Here is a 23,091-nt window from a genome sequence, read left to right as displayed (position 1 = left end):
TGTAGGACTGCGGAATCACCGCGCCCGTGCTCGTGCCGCTGCGCCATGCCGGGTTGGCCGCGCCGGTGGGTCGCCCAGCGGCTCCGTGTACGGGTTGCCGATGGGGCTGCCCGCGGACGCGGTGGCGGGCGTGCCCGCCGGCGCCCCCGGGTTCGGCTGGCTCGTGGTGATGGCGGCCGCGGAGTTCGGATCCACCTGGGCGTTCGCGGAGCCCAGCGCCAGGGTGCCCGCCGCCAGGCTCATCCAGATCCATTGCTGAGACATCGTGCCGCTCCTTGCGCGTGCGCGGCCGGGCGTGCGACGCCTCGGCCTAATGGGTGGGCGTGGGCCGGTGAGGACCCTGGCCGTCTCCCATGAGTTGCTCACCCCGGGGACCCGAGGGAACCGCACGGTGGCGCCGCTTGCGCTCGGAGAGCACCAGCAGCAGCGCGGGGAAGGCCACCAGCATGATGAGCAGGTTCATCCCGAACCCCACGTTCGCCAGCGCCCCAATCGAGTTGAGGCCCGGGTGGTCCGCGAGCAGCAGCGCGCCGAAGCCCACCGCGCTCGTGAGCAGGCCGCCGCAGATGGCCTTGCCCGTCTCCGAATACACCCGCACGAAGTCGCTGCCCGGCGACGCGAGCCGCGTGATGAGGTGCACGCCCGCGTCCACCGTCGTCCCGATGAGCACCGGGATGACCAGGATGTTGAGGTAGTTGAACTCCATGTGCAGCAGCGGCATCAGCCCCAGCACCGCGAACAGCGACACCGCCGTGGGCATCAGGCACAGGAGCGCGCTGCGCAGCGAGCCCAGCGTCAGCCACATGGCCACCAGCACCGTGAGCGTGGAGCCCAGGAGGATGAACGGCGCCTCGTGCGACACCATGTTCACGATGTCCGCCTGCACCATCGCTTCGCCGGCCACCACCGCGGTCCGGCCATCCGGCAGCGTCACCCCGCGCACCTCCTTCGCCATCCGGCGCATGGCCTGGCCGTCGGACTGGTCCGCGGACGGATACACCAGCACGAAGCCGGTGCCCGGGCCGCCGCGTCCCTCGAACTGCTGGCGCACGCTGGGAGGCAGGTCCGCCACCGTGAAGGGCCGCGCCTCCACCTGCACGCGCAGCTCCGCCAGCTGCTTGCGCTGCGCGGGGGTGAGCTGGCTTTCGGGCACGTTCTTCAACAGCTTCCCGATGTCCTTCAGGAGGGCCTGCTTCTCCTGCTGCCGCTCCGGCACCAGGTTCGCGAGCGCCGCGACGAAGTCCACCGTGGAGCTGGCGCCCCGCTGCTGCTTGCGCGCCTGGAGCTCCCGGACGACCGCCGCCTCCTCCTCGCGGGAGTTCGTGAGCACCACCAGCGGGACCTGCGAATAGCCGATGAGCTGGTTGACCGCGCGGTCCAGCACGAACGAGTCCAGGCGCTGGTCCTGCAACGAGGAGATGTCGTAGTCGAACCGCAGGCGCGGCAGCTGCGTGAGCAGGCCCGCCACGATGAGCGCGGACACGACGGTGAGCAGCCCGCGCCGGTGGGTGAGGAGGTTGCCCAGCGGGGCCTCCGTCGTCTCCGTGGAGGCCGCTCGCGGCTTCCAGCCCCAGCGCGACACCAGCCCCAGCAGCGCCGGCAGCACCAGCACGTACGCCAGGACGAGCACCAGCATGCCCAGGCCCGCGATGACGCCGAACTCGCGGAACGCCCGCAGGCGGGACGTGCCCAGCACGAAGAAGGTGAGCGCCGCCACCAGCGCGGACACCAGCGCCGCGCCCCCCGTGTGCGTGAACGCCTCGCGCGTGGCCTCCAGGGAGGACCTCCCCTCTCCGCGCAGCGCGAGGTACCGGCCCAGCAGGTGGATGCCGTGCTCCACGCCCAGGCCGCCCAGGATGGCGCCCAGGAAGGCCGTCAGCAGGTTCACCTGCCCGTACGCCACGCCCACCAGGCCGTACGTCCACGCGAGGCCCGCGCCCACCGGCGCCAGCACCAGCCCCACCGCGATGACGCCGCGGAAGTGCAGCAGCAGGTAGAGCAGCACCAGCACCGTGGCCACCGTCGAGGACACCGCCACGTCGCGGGTGATCTGCGACTGCTGATCCATCTTCTTCTGGAACGAGCCGGTGATTTTCGTGTGGAAGCCGGGGCCGTACTTCGACAGGTCCTGCTGCTTCAGCACGCCCTGCACCTCGCCGACGATGTTCCGGGAGAAGGTGAGGTCCGCGGACGACGTCTCCGGCTTGGCCAGCACCACCACGCGGCGCGCGGCGGGATCCAGGTAGTAGTCACTGGGGTGGCTGGACAGGCGCGTGACCGCGGCGCCGCCGTACTTCTTCTGGATGTCGCTGAAGTCCAGCGACGGGGCCGGTGCGTCGTCCAGCGATACGAAGAGCGGGTTGGCGTGCTGCCGCTCCCAGGTGAGCCGCGCGTCGATGCGGCGCTCCACCTCCTTCAAGTCTTCTGGCGACAGGAAGTAGAGCGCATGGCTCTGGAAGAAGCGGCTGGGGCGGGTGATCTCCACGTAGCGGATGCCCGGCAGCGCCTCCAGCTTCGGCGCCAGGTCCTGCGCGAACCGCTGGAGCTGCGCCGGGTCCGCGTCCTCGCCCACCACCACCACCCACCCCTGCGCGCCGAAGCGCTCCTCCAGGCTGTGGATGGCCTGCACGCTTTCGAAGGAGTCGGGCAGCAGGGCCACCAGGTTCGCGTTGAGCGTCAGGTGGCGGGCGGACAGCAGGCCCACGGCGGACAGCAGGAGCGCGCAGACGAGCGCGATGAAGGGGCGGCGGTGGTTGTGCGCGGCCAGCGCACCCATCGTGCGCTCCACCCGGTGCATCCACCCGTGCCCCGCTGATGATGAAGAAGACGGGTTCGAGGCCATCGAGCGTGGGCGCCCGCGCTTCCGGGAGCCGGCGCCAGCCGGACCGGGGGCACGCGGCGGCATCCCCTCCACGCGGCGCCTGCCCTGCTTCCTGGCAGGGGCCGTGTCGAAGCAAAAGCTGACCATGCCGCGGACCTCCGGCACGACGGCGCGAGTGGACGGCCCGCCCGCTCCCCATGGCCCGGGAGGCGGTGGGGCAAAATGCCTCAACATTCCCGGGCAAGTGGATCCGCTGGCGTGTCGCGCGCTGGGGCGACATACATGGCGCGGTTTGTTCATGCCCCGTTGGTTCCCCGGGCCAGGCATGCGGCCGTTGGAGGCCCTGGGGCGATGCCTGGACGCACGGGGGTCCGGGGCATATACGCGTAAACGGCCCGGTTCGTCCGGGCTCAAGGTTGCCCCGGCCGTCACGGCGGGGGCTTTCAGCAGGAAATCACATCCATGAGTGAGACGCGGTGGTCCGGACGGTTCGAGGCTGCGATGGGCTCCCTGGCGGCCCGTAGCCACCAGCGGCCCTGGGTGGCGTTGTTCGTGACGCTGGTGCTGACGTGCCTGGGCACCTTCTTCGCGCGAGACCTGCGCCTCAACGCGGACCTGGCGAACCTGCTGCCCAAGTCGTTCCAGTCCGTGCAGGACCTGGAGAAGCTGCGCACGCGCTTCGGCGGCATGGGCAACGTGGTGGTGGCCGGCATCGGCGCGGAGCCCGAGCAGCTCAAGCAGTTCGTGGACGACATGGCGCCGAAGCTGGCGACGCTGTCGGAGATCCGCTTCGTCAACGCGCAGCGGCCCAGCCAGTTCTTCGACGAGCACGGCCTCTACTACGTGGACCTGCCGGACCTGAAGACCATCCAGGAGCGCATCGACGCGCGCTTCGCGTGGGAGAAGGAGCAGGCCAACCCGCTCTTCGTGCGGCTGGAGGAAGAGCCGCCCCCGTCGCTGGACTTCAGCGACATCGAGAAGAAGTACACCGGCGGCGCGAACATGCGGCTCGCGGGGCAGGGGGGCCTGTACTACCTGGATCCGCAGGAGCGCATGGTGGTGATGCTGCTCAAGGCCCGGGGCTCGTCCGCGGACCTGGGCTACTCCAAGACGGTCATCGCCCAGGTGGAGGACTACCTGGCGAAGCAGGACCTGTCGAAGTACGGCCCCGGCTTCCACACGGAGCTCACCGGCACGTTCAAGAAGAAGATCGACCAGCAGGCGGTCATCACCGGGGACCTGGCGCGCGCGTCCACGCTGGCGCTGGTGCTGCTCCTGGCCTACCTCGTCTTCCACTTCCGCAGCGGGCTGTCCGTGGGCCTCACCATGGTGCCGGTGGTCGCGGGCCTCGCGTGGACCTACGGCTTCGTGGGCGTGGCGTACGGGCAGGTGAACCTCCTGACGGGCTTCCTCGCGGCGGTGCTGGGCGGCCTGGGCGTGGAGCACGGCATCCACCTGCTGGGGCGGTGGGGGACGCTGCGCTCGGAGGGCCTGACGTCGGAGGAGGCGGTGCGGGAGACGTTCAAGCACACGGGCTTCTCCGCGCTCATCTCCGCGCTGGTGGCGGCGCTCACGTTCCTGAGCCTGTCGCTGTCGGAGTTCAGGGCGTTCCACGAGTTCGGCGTCATCGCGGCGGTGGGCATGCTGGTGAGCGTGGCGTCCTACCTGCTCATCCTGCCGGCGCTGCTGGGGCTGGTGTCGCGCTGGGGCTGGGTGCCGCGCCAGCACCAGTCGCAGTCGGGGCCCATGGCGATGCTGGCGCGCTTCCTGCCGCGCCGCTACCGCGCGGTGGTGCTGGTCATCGGCGTGGCGCTGGTGGCGCTCATCAGCCAGGTGTACCGGGTGACGTTCAACTACGACTCCACGAAGCTGGATGACGTGTCGCTGCCGAGCGTGCGGCTGGACCGGCGCATCGACCACATCCTGGGCTATTCGGCGACGCCGGTGGTGGTGCTGACGGACACGGAGGCCATGGAGCGCGAGGTCGTGAACCAGCTCCAGGCGCGCAAGGCGAAGTACGGCAAGGACTCCACCATCGACTTCGTGGGCGCGCTGGAGGACCTGGTGCCCCAGCACCAGGAGGAGAAGCACGCGCTGCTCCAGTCCATCCACCAGAAGCTCCAGCGCATCGACCCGTCGCGCGTGGAGAAGGCCCAGCGCGACGACCTGCTGCGCGCGGTGAAGATGACGGCCGCGAAGCCCTTCACGCGCGAAGACCTGCCGGTGGGCCTGCGCCGCCAGTTCGAGCCGGCGGCCGGCCAGAAGGGCGGCGTGGTGCTGGTCTACGCGAACGTGAGCCTGTCGGACGGCGTGGGCACGCGGCGCTTCACCAAGGAGGTGCGCAACCTCCAGATGCCGGACGGCAGCCAGGTGTCCGCGGCGGGCGAGGCGCTCATCCTGGCGGACATCCTGGACATGGTGGCCTCCGAGGGGCCGCGCATCCTGGTGGCCGCGGTGGTCAGCGTCTTCCTGGCCATGTGGCTGACGCTGGGCAGCCTGCGCAACGCCTTCATCTGCATGCTGCCCACGCTGCTCTCCATCGCGGCGCTGGTGGGCCTGATGGCCCTCATGGGCCTGCAGTTCAACTACCTGAACATCGTGGTCATCCCGGTGCTCATCGGGACGACGGTGGACGCGGGCGTGCACCTGATTGAGCGCCTGGGTGAACCGGGCGCGGACTTCACCACCGTGTACGCGGAGACGGGCCGGGCCATCACGGGCGGCCTGCTTACCAGCGCCATCGGCTTCCTGGCGCTGGTGTTCGCCAAGCACCCGGGCCTCAACTCCATTGGTGACCTGGCCAACCTGGGCTTCGCGGTGAACATGGTCATCGTCCTGGTGGGCTTCCCGGCGCTCCTGCTGCTGGTGGACCGCTGGCGCAACAAGCACGGCGCCGCGACGCCCACGCCCGACGACGACGAGGCCCGGCGCCCCGCGGAGAGCTGACGCGCGACCGCGAAGCCGTGCGGACAAGGAGGCCCCGGCACGGCACGCCGGGGCCTTTTTCATTGCGCCCGGAGGGGCCGGGGGTGCCCCGGAAGGCGACACTGCGGAGGGACGAACGGGCATGGGCGCCCGGGGGGCCCCGGCCCAATCTTCACCCGGTATGGGGCGCCCATACTTCAGGCATCAAGCTGGCCGGATGTTCGAGAACGCCTTCATGGAGGCGGCTTCCAAGCTGCACCCCGCGGTGCCGGTCCTCCTCTACGTCCCGCTCACGGTGGGCCTGCTCGGGTGGGGCCTGTACCGGGGACGGACGACGGTGGGGATGAGCGGGCTCTTCGTGCCGCTGGGCCTGCTGACGTGGGTGGTCATGGAGTACTGCACCCACCGGTTCTTCTTCCACTGGGAGGGCAAAGGCCCGCTCACCCGGCGGGTGCATGAAATCGCGCACGGCTACCACCACAAGTACCCGGACGACGCCCAGCGCCTGGTGATGCCGCTCATCGTCACCGTCCCGCTGTCCTCCCTCATCGGCGGGCTGCTGTGGTGGGTGGGCCACCCGGCGCAGACGCTTCCGTACTTCGTGGGCATCGTCTGGGGCTACGTGGCCTACGACACCCTCCATTGGGCCACGCACCACCGCACGCCGCGCACGGCCTGGGGCAGGGCGCTGCGCGCGCACCACATGGCGCACCACTTCGCGACGCCGGACCGCAACTTCGCCATCAGCAACAGGTGGATGGACACGCTGATGGGCAGCGGCGGCCGGGCCCCCAGGGGCTCCGGGAAGGACGCGCCCCGCGAGGACTCCCGCACGCAGGACCGCTCCGGCATGAAGGCTTGAGGCGCAGCGTGGACGGCCCGTGAGGGCGGCCCTCCGCTTGCCTACGCGGCCTGCTCCGGCACGCCCGTCCACGCGGCCACGAAGTCCGCGAGTCCCCGCAGCTGCCGGTCGTTCAGCGTCGCCTGCCAGCGCGCGTGGCGCACGGCCCGGTACGCCTCCGGCGCGTCCCAGCCCCGGGCCACCATCACCGCCAGCCCCATCAGCGGCCCGCGGCCCACGCCGTGCTCGCAGTGCGCGTACAGCACGCCGCCCGCGTCCAGCCGGGGCAGCGCCCAGCGCACCCCTTGCGACAGCTGCTCCACCGACGGCGGATAGCGGTCCGTCACCGGCAGGCTCAGGAACTCGATGCCCAGCGCCGCCAGCGCCTCGCGGTCGTCGCAGCGCTCCGCGCGCAGGTCGATGACGCAGGTGATGCCCCGGTCCTTCAGCTCGCCGTAGCGCGCGCGGGACACGCTGCCGCCCACGTGCAGCCACGGGTTCACCTGGGACACGTTGAGGGCCCGCTTGCCGGGGAGCTTGGTGGTCCACTCCACCCCGCGCGCCACCACCCGCAGCACCTGCTTGCGCACGAACCCCCGGACGCCCGGGACGTGATGCACCGACCGCAGCAACGACTCGCTCACGCTGAAGACCCCTGCCGGCTACTCGCCTTCCATCGACACTTCCATCAACCCTTCCACCGGCGCCTTGCCCGGACGCTCCATCACGCCGCGCAGCAGGTACGTCACCGGCGAGCCCACCACCGGCCGCACCAGCCCGCCCAGCACTCCCAGCGCCTCCACCGGCGCGCTGCGCTGGAGGAGGGAGGTGCCGCGCAACGTCAGCGCCGGCTTGCCGTCGCGGTCGGTGAACTCCGCCCGCCACGTGCTCTTCGCCTTCTCACCCGTCTGCGTGAGCGTGAAGGACTCCAGGAGCTTCGCGTCCCCCTTGTCCTCCCAGACGTACACGGGCGCGTAGTCGCCTTCCTGCCCTTCACGCCCCAGCACCACCGCGTACGGCGGGCCCTTGAGCGCGCGGAAGCGCACCCAGCGCTTCGCCAGCTTCGCCGGCGCCACCGTGCTGCGCGAGTGGTCCACGTACCCGCCGCCCTTCAGCGTCACCGCCTCCCGCAGGGGCACGCGCAGCATCACCTTCACGGGGCTGCCGGCCACCAGCACCTCGTGGCGGTAGCGGTCCTTGCCGTTCTCCACCACGGAGCCCTCCGGCGACCACGGCTCGGGCTTGCGCGCGTACTCCAGCTTCACCCGGCCGTTGTCCAGGGGCGCCTCCACCGTCAGGCCCGTGTCCGTGGCCCGGGCGGAGCACTCGCCCAGGGTCAGCATGTCCAGGGCCGGGTCGTAGCCCCAGTCACTGGCCCCCATGCGCTTCTGCGGCGACCAGACGGGCTTGCCCGGCTGCAGCACCGTGGCGCGGCAGATGCCCGTGCGCGACCCCGGGCCGATGTTCGTCACCGTCAGGTTCACCGTCACGTAGGTGCCGTCGTCCGTGTCCGCCACGAAGGTGAAGCTCTCTCCGTACCGGTCGCTGGAGCTGTAGGACAACCCCAGCATGCCGCCCGCCGCCGCCACCCCCGGAAGCGAAAGCAGGGCCCCCACCAGCAGGGCCCTCAAGCCGCGGGCGCGCGCCTCACGCCGCATGGGGCCGCTGCTCCAGGAGCTCGTCCGCGGAGTTGTCGTTGAAGACGTAGTCGCGCTGCAGCGGCAGGTTCCACGCGAAGTAGACCACCCCGCGCACCACCCACCAGCCCAGCGTGTACGCCAGCTGCGGGTGCAGCGTGAGCAGCGCCACGCCGCCCGCGTTGAGCAGCGCGCTGGTGGAGCTCACCAGCGTGTAGCGCGCCAGCTGCGGCGCCACCGCCCCGTTGCTGCGGAAGGTGATGACCCGGTTGATGGAGTAGTTCACCACGCCGCCCAGCACGCAGCCGGCCACCGTGGCCCACACCGGGGAGATGCCCCCCCACTCCACCATGCCCAGCACCGCGACGAAGTCCACCGCCGTGGCGATGGCGCCCGCCGCCGCGTTGAAGCCGAACAGCGCCACGCCCGAGCGCGGCTGCGCCGGCTTCTTCGGCGTCAGCGCCCGCACCAGCGTGCGGAAGCGCGACACCGCCGTGACGTTGCTCAGGATGGCCACGAAGACGAGCCCCGCCACCGCCAGCCAGTGCATGGGGTGCTTCTGCTCCGGCCAGAACAGCGCCTCCAGGATGGGCGACAGCGCCGTGCCCACGCCCAGGAACAGCACCCGCTCCAGCCGCTGCATCGCGCCGTCGCGCACGCTCACGCCCAGGCCCTCGCCCTTGGCGCGCACGTACGGCACCAGCGAGGAGCCCAGCAGCGCCCCCAGCGCGGGCAGCAGCACCCAGGTGTCCCGGTAGTACCAGGCCAGGCCCATCAGCATCGCGGAGTCCACGTAGCGGTCCAGCACGGAGTCCAGCGCCGCGCCCGCGGGGTTGGCCTCCTTGCGGGTGCGCGCCACGCGGCCGTCCATCACGTCCAGCACGCCCGCCAGCAGGAACAGCCAGCCGCCCAGCGCGAAGCGGCCCGCCGCCACCGCCACGCCGGACGACACGCCCAAGAGGCCCGACAGCATGGACAGCGCGTTGGCCGGCAGCCCCGAGCGCAGCAGCACCCGCCACAGCGGCTGGATGACCCAGAAGAAGTAGTGGCGCAGGAAGAAGCCCACCAGCACCGACTTGCCTCGCGTCAGCGTCTCCGCGTCCCTCGGGATGCCCTTGATGGCGCAGCGGATGCAGAAGAGCACCAGCCCCACGAGGAAGTAGGCGATCGCCAGGAGCGCGGGCGCCAGGGCGGTCCAGATGCGCGCCGAGGGGGACAGGTCTCCACTCAGCAAGGCCAGGACGTTGTCATGCACGGGTGTTTCCTCCAGACGGCAGGGTCACTGGCGCCATTCCTGGCGCTTCCAGGGCCCGTCTTGCGAAGACAGCCCTCACGACGACGAAGGCCACGACCGCCGCGGCGACTCCCGCGAGCACGTCGAGGACGTAGTGGTGCGTGAGGTACACGGCGGAAAAGGCGACGAGCACCGCGAACAGGCTGGTGCCCACCCGCCACGCGGGGCCCTTGTGCCAGAGGACGAGCACCATCATCAGCGGGTAGGCCGCGTGCAGCGACGGCATGGCCCCGAAGACGTTGGGGTTGCGGGAGTAGAAGTTCGCGAAGTAGTGGATGCCGAAGAAGGCGTCGAAGCGCGCGGTGCCCGCCGGACTGGGCGGCGCCGCCAGGTTCGCGAGCCCCGGCCCGTACTTCAGGACGTACCAGGGGGGCGCCGCGGGGTAGAGGACGTAGACGACGACGCCAATGGCGTTCACCACGAAGAAGGCCCAGCAGAGCTGTTCGAACCGCGCGTCCTTCTTGAAGAAGAACCAGAGCGCCACGAGGAAGACCTCGTAGATGTAGGCCGCGTAGGCGAAGCCGCACAGCAGGTCCAGGAACGTGTTCGGGTGACGCGACCACCACTCGGGCCAGTGCGTGCCGCCCGGGGCGGGGAACAGCAGCTTCTCCAGGTTCCACAGGTCGCCGGTGTGGATGGTGCCGCGCACCCCCAGCCACAGCGCCTGGCTGTCCAGGATCATGCCGGTGAGCCACAGCGGGAACGCGCCGCGGAGGAACCGCCGCGGGCCGGCGCCGGCCCAGGCCAGCACCACCAGCAGCAGGTCCGCCGCGACGTGCTCCCACCGGACCCTTCCGGTGGAAACCACCAACGCGAAGTGGCCCGTCGCCAGGACGGTGACGAGCCACTTGAACGCGGAGGCGTTCTTATCGGGAGAGCGGGAGGTCATCCCCGTAGTAGTCCAGCCCCAGGTGGGTGATGGGCTCTTCGCCCGCGACGACGCGCAGCGTGTTCTTCAGCTTGGTCAGCTGGATGAACAGGTCGTGCTCCACCGGCAGGCCGGGGTGCGCCATGGGGCTCTTGAAGTAGAAGGACATCCACTCCTGGATGCCGCGCCACTCCAGCCGCTTGGCCAGGTCCAGGAACAGCGCGATGTCCAGCACCAGCGGCGCCGCCAGGATGGAGTCGCGGCAGAGGAAGTTGACCTTGATCTGCATCGGGTAGCCCAGCCACCCGGTGATGTCGATGTTGTCCCAGCCCTCCTTCGCGTCGCCGCGGGGCGGGTAGTAGTGGATCGACACCTTGTGCGAGTACTTGTTGTACAGCTCCGGGTACAGGTCCGGCTGCAGGATGGTGTCGAGCACGCTCGACTTGGTCACTTCCTTGGCCTTGAAGGCCTGCGGATCATCCAGCACCTCGCCGTCGCGGTTGCCCAGGATGTTGGTGGAGAACCACCCCTCCAGGCCCAGCATGCGCGCCTTGAGCGCGGGCGCGATGACGGTCTTCATCATCGTCTGGCCGCTCTTGAGGTCGCGGCCCGCGATGGGGGCGCCCTCCTGCTTCGCCAGCTCCTGCAGCGCGGGCGTGTCCACGCTGGCGTTCGGCGTCGCGTTGGCGAACGGCACGCCTTCCTTGATGGCGGCGTAGGTGTACAGCGCCGTCGGGTTCACGTCCGGGCTGTTGCTGTCCAGCGCCTTCTCGAAGTTGGCCAGCGACTGGAAGGCCTCCGGCAGCGGGCGGAAGGTCTCCACGCTGCTGCACACCACCATCACGGCGCGCTTGGCGTTGAGCTCCTTCTTGAAGTCCCGGATGTCCTGGCGGATGGCCTCGATGCTCTCGCGGTGCGTCTTCGTGGCCTTGATGTGGTTGGCCGCGATGCGCCGCACGAACTCGGGGTCGTGCACGCCCTGCTTCGGCTTGATGCCCTGGAGGAAGGGCTTCACCAGCTCCAGGTGCTTGTCGTTCAGCACGCCCGAGCGCACGGCCACCTGGTAGGCGTCCTCGCTGATGATGTCCCACGCGCCGAAGACGACGTCCTCCAGCGTGGCCAGCGGCACCAGCTCATTGAGCTTCACGGTGCGGCCGTCGGTGCGCTTGCCCAGACGGGCCGTGCCCATCTGCGTGAGCGAGCCGATGGGGGCGCCCTTGCCCTGCCGCGCCAGCTCCACACCCGCCATCAGCGTGGTGGAAACAGCGCCCAGGCCCGGGATGAGCACCGCCAGCTTGCCCTCGGGCTTCGCGACCTTCTTCTTGTTCTCCATCGTCCTGATTCCTTCGAAAGGCGGGAAATTCGCTCCGCCCGTAATGAGCGTCTCCGAGTCCGTCCATCCGGCGCCGGCAGGCTGCCGGACGGAAGGTGGAAAATCTCGAAAGCGGATGGTTGATACTCTAAACCGTCGGTCACTTCAACGTGATGTGTGGACGGTGTCCGGCTCGTACCACGGCGGGGCCCGGCTGCATGACTCGGGCCGGGGCTGGGTTACAAGCCAGGACGAACGGCGCTGTCAGAGAAACAGCAACCGCGAGACAAAAGTCTCACCCACCACGGCGGGCTCCCTCGGGGGCGCTCGCCGGGTGGGCCAAGGTGCGTCAGGTCTGAGGCCGTCCTGCTTTCACACACCCCCTGACACACGTGTCAGGCTTTGAGAGCGTGGGAGCCGCCGGGTTTCCGGCGGCCCTGTCCGGGTCCCCGGTCAGTTGTGGCGGGGGGCGCCGCGGTCGAGCTTCTGGTTGTCGCCCGGGTGGTACTTCTCGCCGGTGAGGACGGCTTTCACGAACCCGACCAGCTGGACCATCTTGCTGTTGGGCGTGTCCCAGTACTCGGCCTTCTCGACGGAGACGCGCAGCAGGGCGAGGTTCGGATCATCCAGCCCCTGGGGGAACCAGGCCTTGAGGGACGGGTTCCACAGCTCCTTCGCCTTGGCCTTGTCGCGGATCAGCGCGCAGCGGCCGCTGACGGACACGTACCGGTCCCGGGTGGGGTCGGAGTAGGCGAGGCTGACGTGGTGGTCCTTCTGCACCTCGTCCACCTTGTGGGTGTGGTCGTTGGTGAAGAACCACAGCTCGCCGTCGAAGTCCTTGTCGTAGGTCCACATCGGCCGGCTGCGCAGGCTGCCGTCGGTGTCCACCGTCGTCATCATCGCGACCTTGATGCCGTGGATGAGCTTGCCCAGGTGCTCCACCACGTCCTGCGGCGTCTTCGTCGTCGTCGTCATGTGCTCGCCTCCCCTTGGGGGTTGAAGGTAGGCAGCGGCCGTCCAGGGAACACCGTCCGTGCGGGCGGGTCGGCACCAGGGCAGCCGGGCGTGTGATAGGGGGCGTGCCGGGCCGGCTCGCTTGTTTCTCCCTTGGGAACGAGGCGTGACGCCCGGGGAGCGACACGGATGCTGAAGACCGCGTGGAACGAGTGGAGCCTGAAGGCGCTGCAGCTGGAGACGGCGCTGCTGGCACTGGAGGAGATCGAGCTGCCGGACGCGATGCACGCGCTCCAGGACGCGGCCCAGCAGAAGCTGCTGGAGCTGGCGCGGGCGTGGCACCAGACGCAGCCGGCGAAGGAGCCGCGCCAGTGGAAGCGCGAGGAGACCGCCGGCGGCACCCCGCGCGACGAGGAGCTGGCGGACCTGGTGAAGGGCTTCCGCGAGGACGGCAAGACGTGGACGCTCTACCGGCTCACCAGCGACAAGAAGGAAGTGGTGGAGACGGTGGTGTCGGAGGGGCGCGCGTGCATGGCCGCGGGCGGCGAGTACTACCTGGGCCAGTGGGACGCGGAGGAGGGCGTGCTGGAGGTGGGGCGCGACGACGAGGCCGGCGAGCCCGGCACCGGGCTGGTGCTGGAGCCGGGCGGGGAGCTGCGCTACACGCCGTCGCCCGACCTCTAGTCACGACTCGAACAGCTTCACCATCCGCGCGCGGAGCTTGTCGTCCGGCAGCCGCCCGAAGCCCGCCCTCACGTTGTCCTCCAGGTGGGCGGGGTCGGACGTGGCGGGGATGGGGCAGTTCACGGCGGGGTGGCCCAGGATGAACTTGAGGAAGAACTGGGCCCAGCTGGCGCAGTCGAACTCCGCGGCCCAGTCCGGCAGGGGCTTGCCCTTCATCTTGCGGAAGAGGTTGCCCTTGTCGAAGGGCTCCATGACCAGGACCGCGACGCCGTGCTCCTTCGCCGCGGGCAGGAGGCGCGCCTCCGCGTCGCGCATCGCGAGCGAGTAGGGCAGCTGCACGAAGTCCAGCTTGCTGCCCTTGATGTGCTTCTCCAGGTCGTCGAAGGCGCCGCGCAGGTAGTGGGTGACGCCCACGTAGCGGAGCTTCTTCGCGGCCTTCAGCTCGCGCAGCACGGGCAGGTGCACGTCCACGTCCAGCAGGTTGTGCACCTGCATCAGGTCCATGCGGCCGTGCCCCATCTTCTGGATGGAGGCCTGAATCTGCGCCGCGCCCTCCGCCTTGCCGCGCGTCCAGACCTTGGTGGCGAGGAACGGGGTCTGCTCCTGGCCGGACTGCTTCAGCAGGTCGCCCACGACGGCTTCTGAGCGGCCGTACATGGGCGAGGAGTCGATGAGCCGCGCGCCCGAGGCGAAGAACTTCTGGAGGACCTGGGCCAGGGGCGCGCGTTCGTTCGCGGCGCGCCGACGTCGAAGGTCTGCCAGGTGCCCATGCCGATGACGGGCAGGGCTTCGCCGGAGCTGGGGATGGGGCGGGTGAGCATGCGGGGACCTGGGGTGGGCGCCTGGGCGAGGGCGGAGAGGGACGGCGCGAGCGCGGCGCCGATGCCCGCCACCAGGACCTCGCGGCGGGAGGGAGGAGCATGGGGAGGGCGCATGGGGGAAGCGTAGCGGCGGGGAGGGCCGGACACCGGGGTTCGCGGGGGGCGAAGACGGGCAGGTGACAGTTCTGGAGGGGTCCGGTGTTCCCTTCGCCGCGAGGGGCGACGACGCCCGTTCGAATCCTTTTTGAGGAAGGTCCAGGCGATGAAGCGCAAGGTCGCGGTGTGTGTCGGGGTGATGGTCGCGGTGGCGGCGGGAGCGGCCGGAGCCGAGGAGCGGACGGAGGCCCCGGATCAGCGTCCTGCTTCCGTCCAGGAAGCACCGTCCCCGGAGGTCGCCGCTGATCAGTCCGCCCCTGTCGTCGCGGTCCCTGTCCCCGCGCTGTCCCCCGCGCCCCTGGTGGAGGCCGCGACGGGGGGCGAACCGGTGAAGGCCGCCGCCGTGGCCCAGCAGCGCTCGGACACGGAGGAGCTCCACGTCCCGGCGGTGCTGATGGCCATGCCGCACGTGAGCACCGCGGGCACGGCCACGGAGCGGGTGGTGACCACGTTCGCGCTCGGTGCGCTCGGCACGCATGCGAAGCGGGTGGACGGCCTGGCGCTGTCGCTGGGCGCGAACTGGGTGGGGGAGCTGTCCGGCGCGCAGCTCGCGCTCGGGCCAACGTGGTGCGCGGCCCCGCGTCCGGCGCGCAGTTCTCCGTGGGCGGCAACGGTCGTGACGGGCGACCGTGGAGGGCATCCAGTCCGCGGTGGGCCTCAACGTGGTGAAGGGCACGGCGGCGGCGGGGCAGTTCGCCGTGGGCCGGCAACGTGGCGGGCGGCGCGCTGTCCGGCGGCCAGTTCGTCCGTGGGCGCGAACATCGCGGGCTCCGGCGCGTGGCGGCCAGTCGCGGTGGGCGCGAACATCGCGACGGCGCCGTTCAAGGGCGTCCAGGCGGCGGCGGGCGCCAACATCGCCCCGTCGCTGTCGGGCCTCCAGGCGTCCTCGGGGCTCAACTACGCGGGCCGGATGGAGGGCGCGCAGCTGTCGCTGCTCAACATCGGCGGGGACGTGTCCGGCGCGCAGGTGGGGCTCGTCAACATCGCGGGGAAGGCGGACGGCCTCCAGCTCGGGTTGATCAACGTGGCGCGCGAGTCCCAGGGCGAGGCCGTGGGCCTGCTCAGCTTCATTGGCAACGGGCAGGCCAACGTGCAGCTGTGGGCGAGCGACGTCGCTTACACCAACATCGCGGTGAAGTTCGGCGGCCGGCACTTCCACACGCTGCTGACGCTGGGCTTCAACCCGGGCACGGACACGCACCGCCGCCGCTACGTGGGGGGCGCGGGCTTCGGCGCGCACATCCCTGCGGGGCCATTGTTCTTCGACCTGGACGTCATTGGCAGCAGCGTCCACGCCGACAACCTCTTCCGCGATGGCGACGGCCTGAACGTGCTGGGACAGTTGCGGCTGGTGGCGGGCTGGCAGGTGGCGAAGCGGTTCGCGCTCATCGGCGGCGTCACCGGCAACACGCTCGTGACCTGGGACCATGGCGACCGCTGGGAAGAGCTGGGCATCGGGCCGGAGTGGCGCAGCGTCTCCGACGGAGGCCGCACCACCGTGCGCGTGTGGCCGGGCGTCCTGCTGGGCGTGCAGCTCTAACGCGGCATTCGATTCGAAGTCAGGGAGGGAACCATGTGGAACCGTTTGGGGATGGCCGTGCTCGGCGCGGGCCTGATGTCCGGCTGCTACTTCACCGAGGAGCTTCAGGGCGACGGCCACACCGTCACGGAGGCGCGCGCGGTGACGGACTTCCTCACCGTGGAGAACCGGGGCTCGCTGGAGGTGGTGGTGCGCGAGGGCGACGCGCCGGACGTGAAGGTCACGCTGGATGAGAACCTCCAGCACCGCGTGCGCACCTTCGTGTCCCCGGGCGACACGCTCGTCATCGAGACGGACGGCTCGTTCGAGCCCCACGGCCCGGCGCGGGTGGAGATTCTGGTGCCGCGCATGGTGGGCGCGACGCAGGACGGCTCCGGCTCCCTGCGCGTGGAGGGCTTCGAGCACGTGAAGGAGGACGTGAAGCTGGTGGCGAAGGGCTCCGGCTCGCTGAGCTTCTGCGGCGGGGTGCACACCCTGGAGGCGAAGCTCAGCGGCTCCGGGAACATGGAGCTGTGCGCGGCGGGCGAGGGCCTGGCGGAGTGGGTGGACCTGTCGCAGACCGGCTCCGGGGACCTGAAGTGGGCGGGGCCGGCGAAGCAGGTGCGCGCTCGCGTGGATGGCTCCGGGTTCATGACGCTCACGGGAGTCACCAACCGGCTCGATGCCTGGCTGGACGGCAGCGGTGGCGTCGGGGCCCCGGGCCTCCGGGCCGTGGACGTGAACCTCACGTCGCGGGGCTCGGGGACCATGGCCGCGTACGTGGATGGGGGCGGCGCGGTCATCACGCTCGACTCGTCAGGGAACGTGGACCTGTACGGCCACGCGCTGTCCACCCAGGTGCGCGTCAGCGGCAGCGGTCGCGTCAACTGGCACTGACTAGCTTGTCTTCGACACCCGTGGACGGCACGGGTGGGGAGGCAGGCGGGCCATGGCAGCAACCATGCGAGCGATGGTGCTCGACGCACCCGGAGAGCGCCTGCGGCTGGAGCACCGGCCCATCCCGGAGCCCGGGCCGGAGCAGGTGCTCCTGAAGGTGCACGCCTGCGCGGTGTGCCGCACGGACCTGCACGTGGTGGACGGAGAGCTGACGCGCCCGAAGCTGCCGCTGGTGCCGGGCCACGAAATCGTGGCCACGGTGGTGGGGGTGGGCGCGCGGGTGGAGGGCTTCGCTCCCGGGCTGCGCGTGGGCGTGCCGTGGCTGGGGTGGAGCTGCGGGCAGTGCCGCTTCTGCCGCTTCGGCCGGGAGAACCTCTGCGACACGGCGCGCTTCACCGGCTACGACCTGGATGGCGGCTTCGCGGAGTACACCGTCGCGGATGCGCGCTTCTGCTTCCCGCTGCCGCCGTCGTTCCGCGACGTGGAGGCCGCGCCGCTGATGTGCGCGGGGCTCATTGGCTTCCGCAGCCTGCGCATGGCGGGGGAGGGCGGCCGGCTGGGGCTGTATGGCTTTGGCGCCGCCGCGCACATCCTCGTCCAGGTGGCCCGGCACCAGGGGCGCCGCGTGTATGCCTTCACGCGCGAGGGCGACGCGAAGGGCCAGGCGTTCGCGCGCGAGCTGGGCGCGGTGTGGGCGGGGGGCTCGGACACACTGCCCCCGGAGCCGCTGGACGCGGCCATCCTCTTCGCCCCCGTGGGCGCGCTGGTGCCCGCCGCGCTGAGGGCCGTGGACAAGGGCGGGGTGGTGGTGTGCGGCGGCATCCACATGAGTGACATCCCGTCCTTCCCCTATGCCTTGCTGTGGGAGGAGCGCGTGGTGCGCTCGGTGGCGAACCTCACGCGCCAGGACGCGATGGACTTCCTGGCGCTCGCGCCGCGCGTGCCCGTGCGCACGGAGGTCCAGCTGTTCCCCCTGTCCCTGGCGAACGAGGCGCTCCAGGCCCTGCGCGAAGGGCGCGTGCGCGGGGCCGCGGTCCTGGACCTGACGGCGGCCGGGTAGGGCCGCGGGGCCGCGCTGGAGCGAGTGCCCGCGCCCCTGCCCGCCCGGATGCTTGGGGCCGGGGGAATGCACAGCTTCGCGGCACGGAGGTTGTGCACCCCATGAAAGCGCTTCAGGAGACAGGGCCGTACGAAGGCTATGACCCGGAGAAGACCCATCCGCTGGGCTCGTACGCCATCCTGCTGGGGACCTTCAGCACCACCGTGCTGGGCTTCCTGGGCTGGATGGGGGCGTCGGGGCGGAGCCTCCCCGAGCGGTTCAGCGGCCCCGACCTCGCGCTGCTCGGCGCCGCCACGCACGTCGTCACGCGGGTGGTGGCGGCGGACAAGGTCACGGCGGTGGTGCGCGCCCCGTTCACGCAATTCAAGGGCGACGCCAGCGCGGGCGAGGTGCGCGAGAAGGCCCGGGGCACGGGGCTCCGTCATGTGGTGGGCGAGCTGCTGGACTGCCCCTTCTGCCTGAGCCCCTGGGTGGCCGCGACCTTCCTCATCTCCGCCACGCTGCGTCCGCGGCAGACGCGGTTCGTGGCCTCCATCTTCGCCCTGAGCGGCGCGTCCTTCTACCTGCACCGGGCCTATGAATGGCTGGGTGAGAGCCTGCACCGCACCCGCTCGCAGGCGCAGATGCTGGCGAAGCGTCAGCAGCGCGAGGCCGACGCGGACGACCAGGTGCAGCTGCCCGGCCGGGGGCCGCAGGTCGTGGAGCCCGGCCGCGCGCCCATCCCGTCTCCGAGCTGACGGCGCTGAACGTCTTCCTCGCGCGAGGCCGCTTCACCGCGAGTCGCTGAGACGCTCGCGAGGCAATGGCGCGAGGGGCCGCGTCGTAGGCTGGGAGGCATGCATCTCTTCCTGCTCATGGGCGGCCTGCTGACGGCGGCCCCCTCCCCCTACCTGGACTCGCGGATCACGGGCGCGGCGTATTGCTACGACCCGGAGAGCCCCGTGCTGCACCAGGCCTTCCGCGGCCCGAAGCCCACGCCCGACACGCCCATGGACAGCGCCGCGCTGGCGGAGGACGTGCGCTTCCTGCACCAGCTCCTGCGCACCACGTACTCCGGCTGGCCGGAGCTGCTGGCGCACCGCAGCTTTGATCCGGATCGCTTCTTCCAGGACTGGAGCGCGAAGGTGGCCGCGTCCGGGCCCACCGTGTCGTTCCAGGACGGCGTGCTCGCGCCGACCCTCGCCATCCGCGAGGCGCTGACGGACAACCACTTCGGGCCGTCCGGCCTCCTGAGCCTGCTGCGCGAGGAGCCACGGCTCGCCTTCCGCGAGTACCAGGCCGACGCGCCTCCGGGGCTCGCGCCGGCGTCCTGCGACGCGAGCACCGTGACGGGCGCGCAGGCGGACACGCTGCGGGTGGCGCCGGTGCTGAAGGCGGATGGCACCCGGGGACAGCGGCTCACCGTGTCCGCGCGAGGCGGCGGTGACACGCGGACGCTCCGGTGCGGCGACACGTCGCTGCCGCTCACGGTCCGGCCTCCGCGTCCGGTCCGGCAGTTCGCGCCGAAGGACGTCTACACGTACGAGCCGAAGGGCGACGTGGGCATCATCACCATTCGCCGCTTCTCCGGCCCGCCGGAAGCGGAGGCCGGGCTGCGCCAGTTCGTCGCGGACGCGCCGAGGCACCGCAAGCACAAGCTGCTGGTGTTCGACCTGCGAGGCAACAGCGGCGGCAACGACGGCTACGTGTACGAGTGGCTGGACGCGATGGTGCGCGGGCCGTGGTTCGCCTCCGGCGAGGTGTGGATGCACGGCGCCTTCTATCCGTGCTTCGAGTGGAACTCGCGCGTGCAGCGGCAGGCGATGGATGGCCGGCTGGACACGCCGGAGGCGAAGGCGGAGCGCGAAGCGCTGCGCGCGAAGTGGCCCGTGACGCCGGAGCCCTCGCGCCCCGTGTTCGACAGCGGCCGAGTGGAAGGCCACGCGAAGAAGCCCTTCACCGGGCGCATCGTGGTGCTGGTGGACCGGGACTCCGCGTCGTCGGGAGAGAGCGGAGCCTACGCCCTGCACCAGGCGACCGGCGCGCCGATGGTGGGCGAGCGGACAGGAGGCTTCCTCACCTACGGCAACGCCCCCAGCTTCGTCCTGCCGCGCACGGGTTTCGCGTGGGTGGTGCCCACCAAGCGCAATTATTTCGCCGAACCCGTGGAGGGCGTGGGACACGCGGTGCAGGTGTACCTGGATGCGGAGGCGCTGGGGCGGCCGGTGACGGAGCTGCTGCCCCGCCTGCGCAAGCTGCCGTGATTCAACGTGCCCCATGCCCCGGGGCGCGTGTCCCATCGTGCCCCGCCACGGTGGGGCCGTTATAGGAGTTCCCGTGGGCTCCGGCGGTTGGCAGGGTCCATGCAATGTCTTGAATCCACACCGGCTCCAGAGCACGGAGCCCTACCCGAGGCTGACGATGAAGCGCGCACTGCGAATCACCTACCGGGGCATGGAGACGAGCGACACCCTCAACGAGCACATCCGCGACCAGGCGGAGAAGCTGGAGCAGTTCTTCGACGGCATCACCGGCTGCAACGTGGTGGTGGAGGAGCCGCACCGCCACCACGCGCAGGGGCATCACTTCCACGTCCGCGTGGAGCTGCACGTGCCGGGCAGGGACATCATCGCGGACCGGGAGCCGGCGGAGCCCACGACCCACGCGGATGCCTACCAGGCCGTCACCGACGCCTTCGAGGCCGCGCGGCGCCAGCTGCAACACCACGCGGAACGCCAGCACGCGCACCACCGCTGAGCTTCCGTCAGCGGGCCGCTGCCGCGCGCGGATGTCCGCAAGAGGGCGGATGGGCGCGGGAGCGTGTCTGGAGTTGGACGTCCGGGGGAAGGGCGGTTGGCGCGGGAGCGGCGTCTGGGATTGGCTCCGCGCGCTCTGGCTGGCCGTGCCAACTCCATCGCGGGGGAATCCAAGTCCATGTCGCTCGACCATTACGTCACCCTGGGCCGCTCAGGCCTGCGCGTCAGCCCCTTCTGTCTGGGAACCATGACGTTCGGCGAGGACCTGGGCTGGGGCAGCAGCGTGGACACGTCCAACGCCATCCTGGACCGCTACATCGAGCGGGGTGGCAACTTCATCGACACGGCGAACGTGTACACGTTCGGGCACTCGGAGAAGATCATCGGGGACCACCTGGGGAGGGACCCGGCCAAGCGCAACCGGGTGGTGATTGCCACGAAGTTCTTCGGCAACCTCTTCGAGAAGGATCCGAACGGCGGCGGCGCGGGCCGCAAGTCGGTGGTGGCGGCGTGCGAGGAGTCGCTGCGCCGGCTCCAGACGGACTACCTCGACCTGTACTGGATGCACGCCTGGGACGCGAACACGCCCATCGAGGAGACGATGCGGGCGCTGGACGACCTGGTGCGCTCCGGCAAGGTCCGCTACGTGGGCTTCTCCGACACGCCCGCGTGGAAGGTGGCGCAGGCGCAGGTGACGGCGTACTTCCGGGGCTGGGCGCCGCTGGTGGCGTTGCAGATTGAGTACTCGCTGCTGGAGCGCACGGTGGAGGGCGAGCTCATCCCGATGGCGCGGGAGCTGGGGCTGGGCGTGACGCCGTGGTCGCCGCTGCGCAGCGGGGTGTTGAGCGGCAAGTACACGCGGGAGAACGCGGGCAGGCAGAAGGCGGACCGGGGCGCGTGGGCGGAGTCGTCGCTCAACGAGAAGACGTACCGGCTCATCGACGTGCTCCAGCGCGTGGCGAAGGAGCAGAACAGCACGGTGGCGCGCGTGTCACTGGCCTGGGTGCGGGGCCGGCCGGGCGTGGCGTCCACCATCCTGGGCGCGCGCACGCTGGAGCAGCTGGACAACAACCTGGGCGCGCTGGACGTGAAGCTCACGCCGGAGCAGGTGAAGGCGCTGGATGACGAATCCCAGCCCACGCTCAACTTCCCGGCGGCCTTCCTCCAGGGAGCGCCGTCCTTCATGCACGCGGGCCTGCGCGTGAACGGAGTCCAGGCCCCGCCCAGCAACCTGATGCCCAGGGCGGGCGCGAAGCGGTACTGAGGCCTGGATGCCGGGCCGGGGAGCGCCGTGTCGGTGCGGTCCGTATGATATGTACGGAACGTACGTTTCTTGAGGAACGGCCATGATGGAAGTCAGCATCACCGAAGCCCGTGACGACCTGGCGGAGCTGCTCAACCGCGCGGCCTACGGCAAGGAGCGGCTCGTCCTGACCCGGCACGGCAAGAGGCTGGTCGCGGTGATTCCCTTCGAGGATCTCCAGGCGCTGGAGGCGCTGGAGGACCGGCGGGACATCCAGAAGGCGGATGCCGCGCGGCGGGAGGCCGAGGGACAGCCGCGCGTCTCGTGGAAGCAGGTGAAGGCGGAGCTGGGGCTCGCGAAGAAGGCGAAGAAGCCGGCTAGCGGTAGATCTCCCGCCGGTGGCCCAGCTCGACGATCAACACCACGAGCCGGCCGTCCTCGACCTGGTAGATGACGCGGTAGTCGCCAATGCGGATCCGCAGGTAGTCGCTCCCCTTGAGCTTCTCCGCACCCACGGGCCGGGGCTCCATGGCCAGGGCGTCGATCCGCTTCGCGATGCGGCGCTGATGGACCGGATCCACCGCGGCGAGCTGCTTCGCGGCGCTCTGGAGGAACTCGACCGTATAGGTGGCGGTGGGCTTCGTGCTCATGCGGGGCCGGTGGGCCCCAAGGGTCTACCTCCCCCTCCTGACATGACGGGTTGGCAGTGGAAACCCGAACCCTGTCGGCACACCGGCGTACAGTGTGGAGTGCGGGGCCGTACGTTTCGGGCCTCGTTCGCGGGCAGATGACCGCTGGAGCGTTCACGGCTGGACGCTCGCGGTGGCGCGGACGGGGGTCGTTCCTAACATCGGCCCCCTGGCAGTCAGTCAGGTGGTCGGGCGGTCTGGCGCGGTATGGGCGGCGGGGAGGGTGGCGTGAGCAAGCTACTGACGGGTGATGTGTCGTCGCGGGCGCAGGTGGGCGGTTCGGACTTCTCCCGCGACCCCGAGACCTTCGATGCCGAGCTGGATGCGTGCCTGGAGCGCGCGCTCACCGCTCCTTCCGAAGACGACGACACCGTGCCGGAGTCCTTCGCGACCGGTCCGCTGCGCACGCTGCTCGACCTGGCCTCCACGGAAGAGTCCTGGATGCAGTCGCTGCCGCCTCCGTCCAACGACAACGCGGAGCCCGAGCTCACGCTGTCCGCCGAGGCCGCCCGGTTCGTCATCCCGGAGTGGCTGCGCGCGGAGGAGTCCCCGTCCAGCGCTTCGCAGGAGCCCTCCTGCGGCGCCGTGACGGCGTGGGACCCCGCGGCGCCGCCGCCCGCCTGGGCCACGCCCGG

Annotated in this window: 23 protein-coding genes; 12 read left to right on the top strand and 11 right to left on the bottom strand. The window is 70.7% G+C overall.

Features of this window, described 5'->3' with window-relative positions:
- Positions 1–15 precede the first annotated feature (15 nt).
- Both ACLEQD_RS10840 and ACLEQD_RS10835 read right to left on the bottom strand, forming a co-directional pair.
- Positions 16–264, bottom strand: coding sequence for a hypothetical protein (locus ACLEQD_RS10840; RefSeq protein ID WP_410383440.1), 249 nt, complete (start codon positions 262–264; stop codon positions 16–18).
- A 46-nt stretch (positions 265–310) separates the two neighbouring features.
- A complete protein-coding gene (locus ACLEQD_RS10835) occupies positions 311–2,797 on the bottom strand; it encodes an efflux RND transporter permease subunit (RefSeq protein WP_410383442.1) in 2,487 nt (828 codons plus the stop codon).
- A 486-nt stretch (positions 2,798–3,283) separates the two neighbouring features.
- Between ACLEQD_RS10835 and ACLEQD_RS10830 the strand changes: the two genes are divergently transcribed.
- Both ACLEQD_RS10830 and ACLEQD_RS10825 read left to right on the top strand, forming a co-directional pair.
- Entirely contained in the window at positions 3,284–5,767 is a 2,484-nt protein-coding gene (locus ACLEQD_RS10830) for an efflux RND transporter permease subunit (RefSeq protein WP_410383439.1), read from the top strand.
- A 196-nt stretch (positions 5,768–5,963) separates the two neighbouring features.
- A complete protein-coding gene (locus ACLEQD_RS10825; RefSeq protein ID WP_410383438.1) occupies positions 5,964–6,608 on the top strand; it encodes a sterol desaturase family protein in 645 nt (214 codons plus the stop codon).
- Between the two features lie 41 nt (positions 6,609–6,649).
- Here ACLEQD_RS10825 and ACLEQD_RS10820 read toward each other — a convergent pair whose 3' ends face one another.
- The 6 genes from ACLEQD_RS10820 to ACLEQD_RS10795 all read right to left on the bottom strand — a co-directional run bounded on the left by ACLEQD_RS10820 (position 6,650) and on the right by ACLEQD_RS10795 (position 12,673).
- Positions 6,650–7,231 (bottom strand): fused DSP-PTPase phosphatase/NAD kinase-like protein, encoded by a 582-nt coding sequence (locus ACLEQD_RS10820; protein WP_410383437.1) that lies wholly within the window; start codon positions 7,229–7,231, stop codon positions 6,650–6,652.
- Between the two features lie 18 nt (positions 7,232–7,249).
- Positions 7,250–8,245, bottom strand: a complete 996-nt coding sequence (locus tag ACLEQD_RS10815; protein WP_410383436.1) for a hypothetical protein — start codon at positions 8,243–8,245, stop codon at positions 7,250–7,252.
- Positions 8,235–9,479, bottom strand: a complete 1,245-nt coding sequence (locus ACLEQD_RS10810; protein ID WP_410383435.1) for a GtrA family protein — start codon at positions 9,477–9,479, stop codon at positions 8,235–8,237. Before ACLEQD_RS10810 ends, ACLEQD_RS10815 begins: the two co-directional genes overlap by 11 nt.
- A complete protein-coding gene (locus ACLEQD_RS10805) occupies positions 9,472–10,407 on the bottom strand; it encodes a phosphatase PAP2 family protein (RefSeq protein ID WP_410383434.1) in 936 nt (311 codons plus the stop codon). The genes ACLEQD_RS10810 and ACLEQD_RS10805 overlap by 8 nt, the downstream gene beginning before the upstream one ends.
- Positions 10,385–11,719, bottom strand: coding sequence for an inositol-3-phosphate synthase (locus tag ACLEQD_RS10800; RefSeq protein ID WP_410383433.1), 1,335 nt, complete (start codon positions 11,717–11,719; stop codon positions 10,385–10,387). The genes ACLEQD_RS10805 and ACLEQD_RS10800 overlap by 23 nt, the downstream gene beginning before the upstream one ends.
- Positions 11,720–12,151: 432 nt before the next feature.
- Entirely contained in the window at positions 12,152–12,673 is a 522-nt protein-coding gene (locus tag ACLEQD_RS10795; RefSeq protein ID WP_338275623.1) for a pyridoxamine 5'-phosphate oxidase family protein, read from the bottom strand.
- 168 nt (positions 12,674–12,841) lie between these two features.
- Here ACLEQD_RS10795 and ACLEQD_RS10790 point away from each other — a divergent pair, with 168 nt between their 5' ends.
- Positions 12,842–13,336 carry a hypothetical protein gene (locus ACLEQD_RS10790; RefSeq protein WP_171419320.1) on the top strand — a complete coding sequence of 165 codons (495 nt, stop codon included), beginning with the start codon at positions 12,842–12,844 and terminating at the stop codon, positions 13,334–13,336.
- Here ACLEQD_RS10790 and ACLEQD_RS10785 read toward each other — a convergent pair whose 3' ends face one another.
- Both ACLEQD_RS10785 and ACLEQD_RS10780 read right to left on the bottom strand, forming a co-directional pair.
- Complete coding sequence (locus tag ACLEQD_RS10785; RefSeq protein WP_410383441.1) at positions 13,337–14,053, bottom strand: aldo/keto reductase; 717 nt, start codon at positions 14,051–14,053, stop codon at positions 13,337–13,339.
- A complete protein-coding gene (locus ACLEQD_RS10780) occupies positions 13,954–14,271 on the bottom strand; it encodes a hypothetical protein (RefSeq protein ID WP_410383444.1) in 318 nt (105 codons plus the stop codon). Before ACLEQD_RS10780 ends, ACLEQD_RS10785 begins: the two co-directional genes overlap by 100 nt.
- Before the next feature lie 148 nt (positions 14,272–14,419).
- Here ACLEQD_RS10780 and ACLEQD_RS10775 point away from each other — a divergent pair, with 148 nt between their 5' ends.
- From ACLEQD_RS10775 to ACLEQD_RS10740, 8 genes are all read left to right on the top strand, one after another.
- Positions 14,420–15,853 (top strand): hypothetical protein, encoded by a 1,434-nt coding sequence (locus tag ACLEQD_RS10775; RefSeq protein ID WP_410383443.1) that lies wholly within the window; start codon positions 14,420–14,422, stop codon positions 15,851–15,853.
- A gap of 33 nt (positions 15,854–15,886) precedes the next feature.
- Positions 15,887–16,729 (top strand): GIN domain-containing protein, encoded by an 843-nt coding sequence (locus tag ACLEQD_RS10770; protein WP_410383432.1) that lies wholly within the window; start codon positions 15,887–15,889, stop codon positions 16,727–16,729.
- Positions 16,730–16,781: 52 nt separating this feature from the next.
- On the top strand, positions 16,782–17,789 hold the full coding sequence (locus ACLEQD_RS10765; RefSeq protein ID WP_410383431.1) for a zinc-dependent alcohol dehydrogenase family protein: 1,008 nt from the start codon (positions 16,782–16,784) through the stop codon (positions 17,787–17,789).
- Between the two features lie 101 nt (positions 17,790–17,890).
- A complete protein-coding gene (locus ACLEQD_RS10760) occupies positions 17,891–18,526 on the top strand; it encodes a DUF1360 domain-containing protein (RefSeq protein WP_410383430.1) in 636 nt (211 codons plus the stop codon).
- 99 nt (positions 18,527–18,625) lie between these two features.
- Entirely contained in the window at positions 18,626–20,032 is a 1,407-nt protein-coding gene (locus tag ACLEQD_RS10755; protein ID WP_410383429.1) for a S41 family peptidase, read from the top strand.
- 157 nt (positions 20,033–20,189) lie between these two features.
- On the top strand, positions 20,190–20,525 hold the full coding sequence (locus tag ACLEQD_RS10750) for an HPF/RaiA family ribosome-associated protein (protein WP_410383428.1): 336 nt from the start codon (positions 20,190–20,192) through the stop codon (positions 20,523–20,525).
- A gap of 177 nt (positions 20,526–20,702) precedes the next feature.
- Positions 20,703–21,788 (top strand): aldo/keto reductase, encoded by a 1,086-nt coding sequence (locus tag ACLEQD_RS10745; RefSeq protein WP_410383427.1) that lies wholly within the window; start codon positions 20,703–20,705, stop codon positions 21,786–21,788.
- 82 nt (positions 21,789–21,870) lie between these two features.
- A complete protein-coding gene (locus ACLEQD_RS10740) occupies positions 21,871–22,221 on the top strand; it encodes a type II toxin-antitoxin system Phd/YefM family antitoxin (protein ID WP_410383426.1) in 351 nt (116 codons plus the stop codon).
- On the opposite strand, the gene ACLEQD_RS10735 is transcribed toward ACLEQD_RS10740, so the two are convergent.
- Positions 22,145–22,417 (bottom strand): type II toxin-antitoxin system RelE family toxin, encoded by a 273-nt coding sequence (locus ACLEQD_RS10735; protein WP_410383425.1) that lies wholly within the window; start codon positions 22,415–22,417, stop codon positions 22,145–22,147. The two genes, ACLEQD_RS10740 and ACLEQD_RS10735, sit on opposite strands and share 77 nt — an antisense overlap.
- A gap of 267 nt (positions 22,418–22,684) precedes the next feature.
- Between ACLEQD_RS10735 and ACLEQD_RS10730 the strand changes: the two genes are divergently transcribed.
- Positions 22,685–23,091: hypothetical protein (locus ACLEQD_RS10730; protein WP_410383424.1), on the top strand; the 407-nt coding region annotated here is incomplete at its 3' end.

It is taken from the genome of Corallococcus sp. 4LFB, assembly GCF_046520365.1.
Classification (GTDB): Bacteria; Myxococcota; Myxococcia; order Myxococcales; family Myxococcaceae; genus Corallococcus; species Corallococcus caeni.
The sequence above is the reverse complement of the archived record's forward strand: the minus strand, read 5'-3'. Positions and strand labels throughout refer to the sequence as shown.

Bases quoted from the DNA above. Each gene is read 5' to 3' on its own strand.
- ACLEQD_RS10735 (WP_410383425.1), bottom strand. From the start codon at position 22,417: ATGAGCACGAAGCCCACCGCCACCTATACGGTCGAGTTCCTCCAGAGC.
- ACLEQD_RS10765 (WP_410383431.1), top strand. From the start codon at position 16,782: ATGGCAGCAACCATGCGAGCGATGGTGCTCGACGCACCCGGAGAGCGC.
- ACLEQD_RS10780 (WP_410383444.1), bottom strand. From the start codon at position 14,271: ATGCGCCCTCCCCATGCTCCTCCCTCCCGCCGCGAGGTCCTGGTGGCG.
- ACLEQD_RS10740 (WP_410383426.1), top strand. From the start codon at position 21,871: ATGATGGAAGTCAGCATCACCGAAGCCCGTGACGACCTGGCGGAGCTG.
- ACLEQD_RS10840 (WP_410383440.1), bottom strand. From the start codon at position 264: ATGTCTCAGCAATGGATCTGGATGAGCCTGGCGGCGGGCACCCTGGCG.
- ACLEQD_RS10835 (WP_410383442.1), bottom strand. From the start codon at position 2,797: ATGCACCGGGTGGAGCGCACGATGGGTGCGCTGGCCGCGCACAACCAC.
- ACLEQD_RS10815 (WP_410383436.1), bottom strand. From the start codon at position 8,245: ATGCGGCGTGAGGCGCGCGCCCGCGGCTTGAGGGCCCTGCTGGTGGGG.
- ACLEQD_RS10775 (WP_410383443.1), top strand. From the start codon at position 14,420: ATGAAGCGCAAGGTCGCGGTGTGTGTCGGGGTGATGGTCGCGGTGGCG.
- ACLEQD_RS10800 (WP_410383433.1), bottom strand. From the start codon at position 11,719: ATGGAGAACAAGAAGAAGGTCGCGAAGCCCGAGGGCAAGCTGGCGGTG.
- ACLEQD_RS10805 (WP_410383434.1), bottom strand. From the start codon at position 10,407: ATGACCTCCCGCTCTCCCGATAAGAACGCCTCCGCGTTCAAGTGGCTC.
- ACLEQD_RS10825 (WP_410383438.1), top strand. From the start codon at position 5,964: ATGTTCGAGAACGCCTTCATGGAGGCGGCTTCCAAGCTGCACCCCGCG.
- ACLEQD_RS10830 (WP_410383439.1), top strand. From the start codon at position 3,284: ATGAGTGAGACGCGGTGGTCCGGACGGTTCGAGGCTGCGATGGGCTCC.
- ACLEQD_RS10745 (WP_410383427.1), top strand. From the start codon at position 20,703: ATGTCGCTCGACCATTACGTCACCCTGGGCCGCTCAGGCCTGCGCGTC.
- ACLEQD_RS10750 (WP_410383428.1), top strand. From the start codon at position 20,190: ATGAAGCGCGCACTGCGAATCACCTACCGGGGCATGGAGACGAGCGAC.
- ACLEQD_RS10760 (WP_410383430.1), top strand. From the start codon at position 17,891: ATGAAAGCGCTTCAGGAGACAGGGCCGTACGAAGGCTATGACCCGGAG.
- ACLEQD_RS10795 (WP_338275623.1), bottom strand. From the start codon at position 12,673: ATGACGACGACGACGAAGACGCCGCAGGACGTGGTGGAGCACCTGGGC.
- ACLEQD_RS10790 (WP_171419320.1), top strand. From the start codon at position 12,842: ATGCTGAAGACCGCGTGGAACGAGTGGAGCCTGAAGGCGCTGCAGCTG.
- ACLEQD_RS10770 (WP_410383432.1), top strand. From the start codon at position 15,887: ATGTGGAACCGTTTGGGGATGGCCGTGCTCGGCGCGGGCCTGATGTCC.
- ACLEQD_RS10755 (WP_410383429.1), top strand. From the start codon at position 18,626: ATGCATCTCTTCCTGCTCATGGGCGGCCTGCTGACGGCGGCCCCCTCC.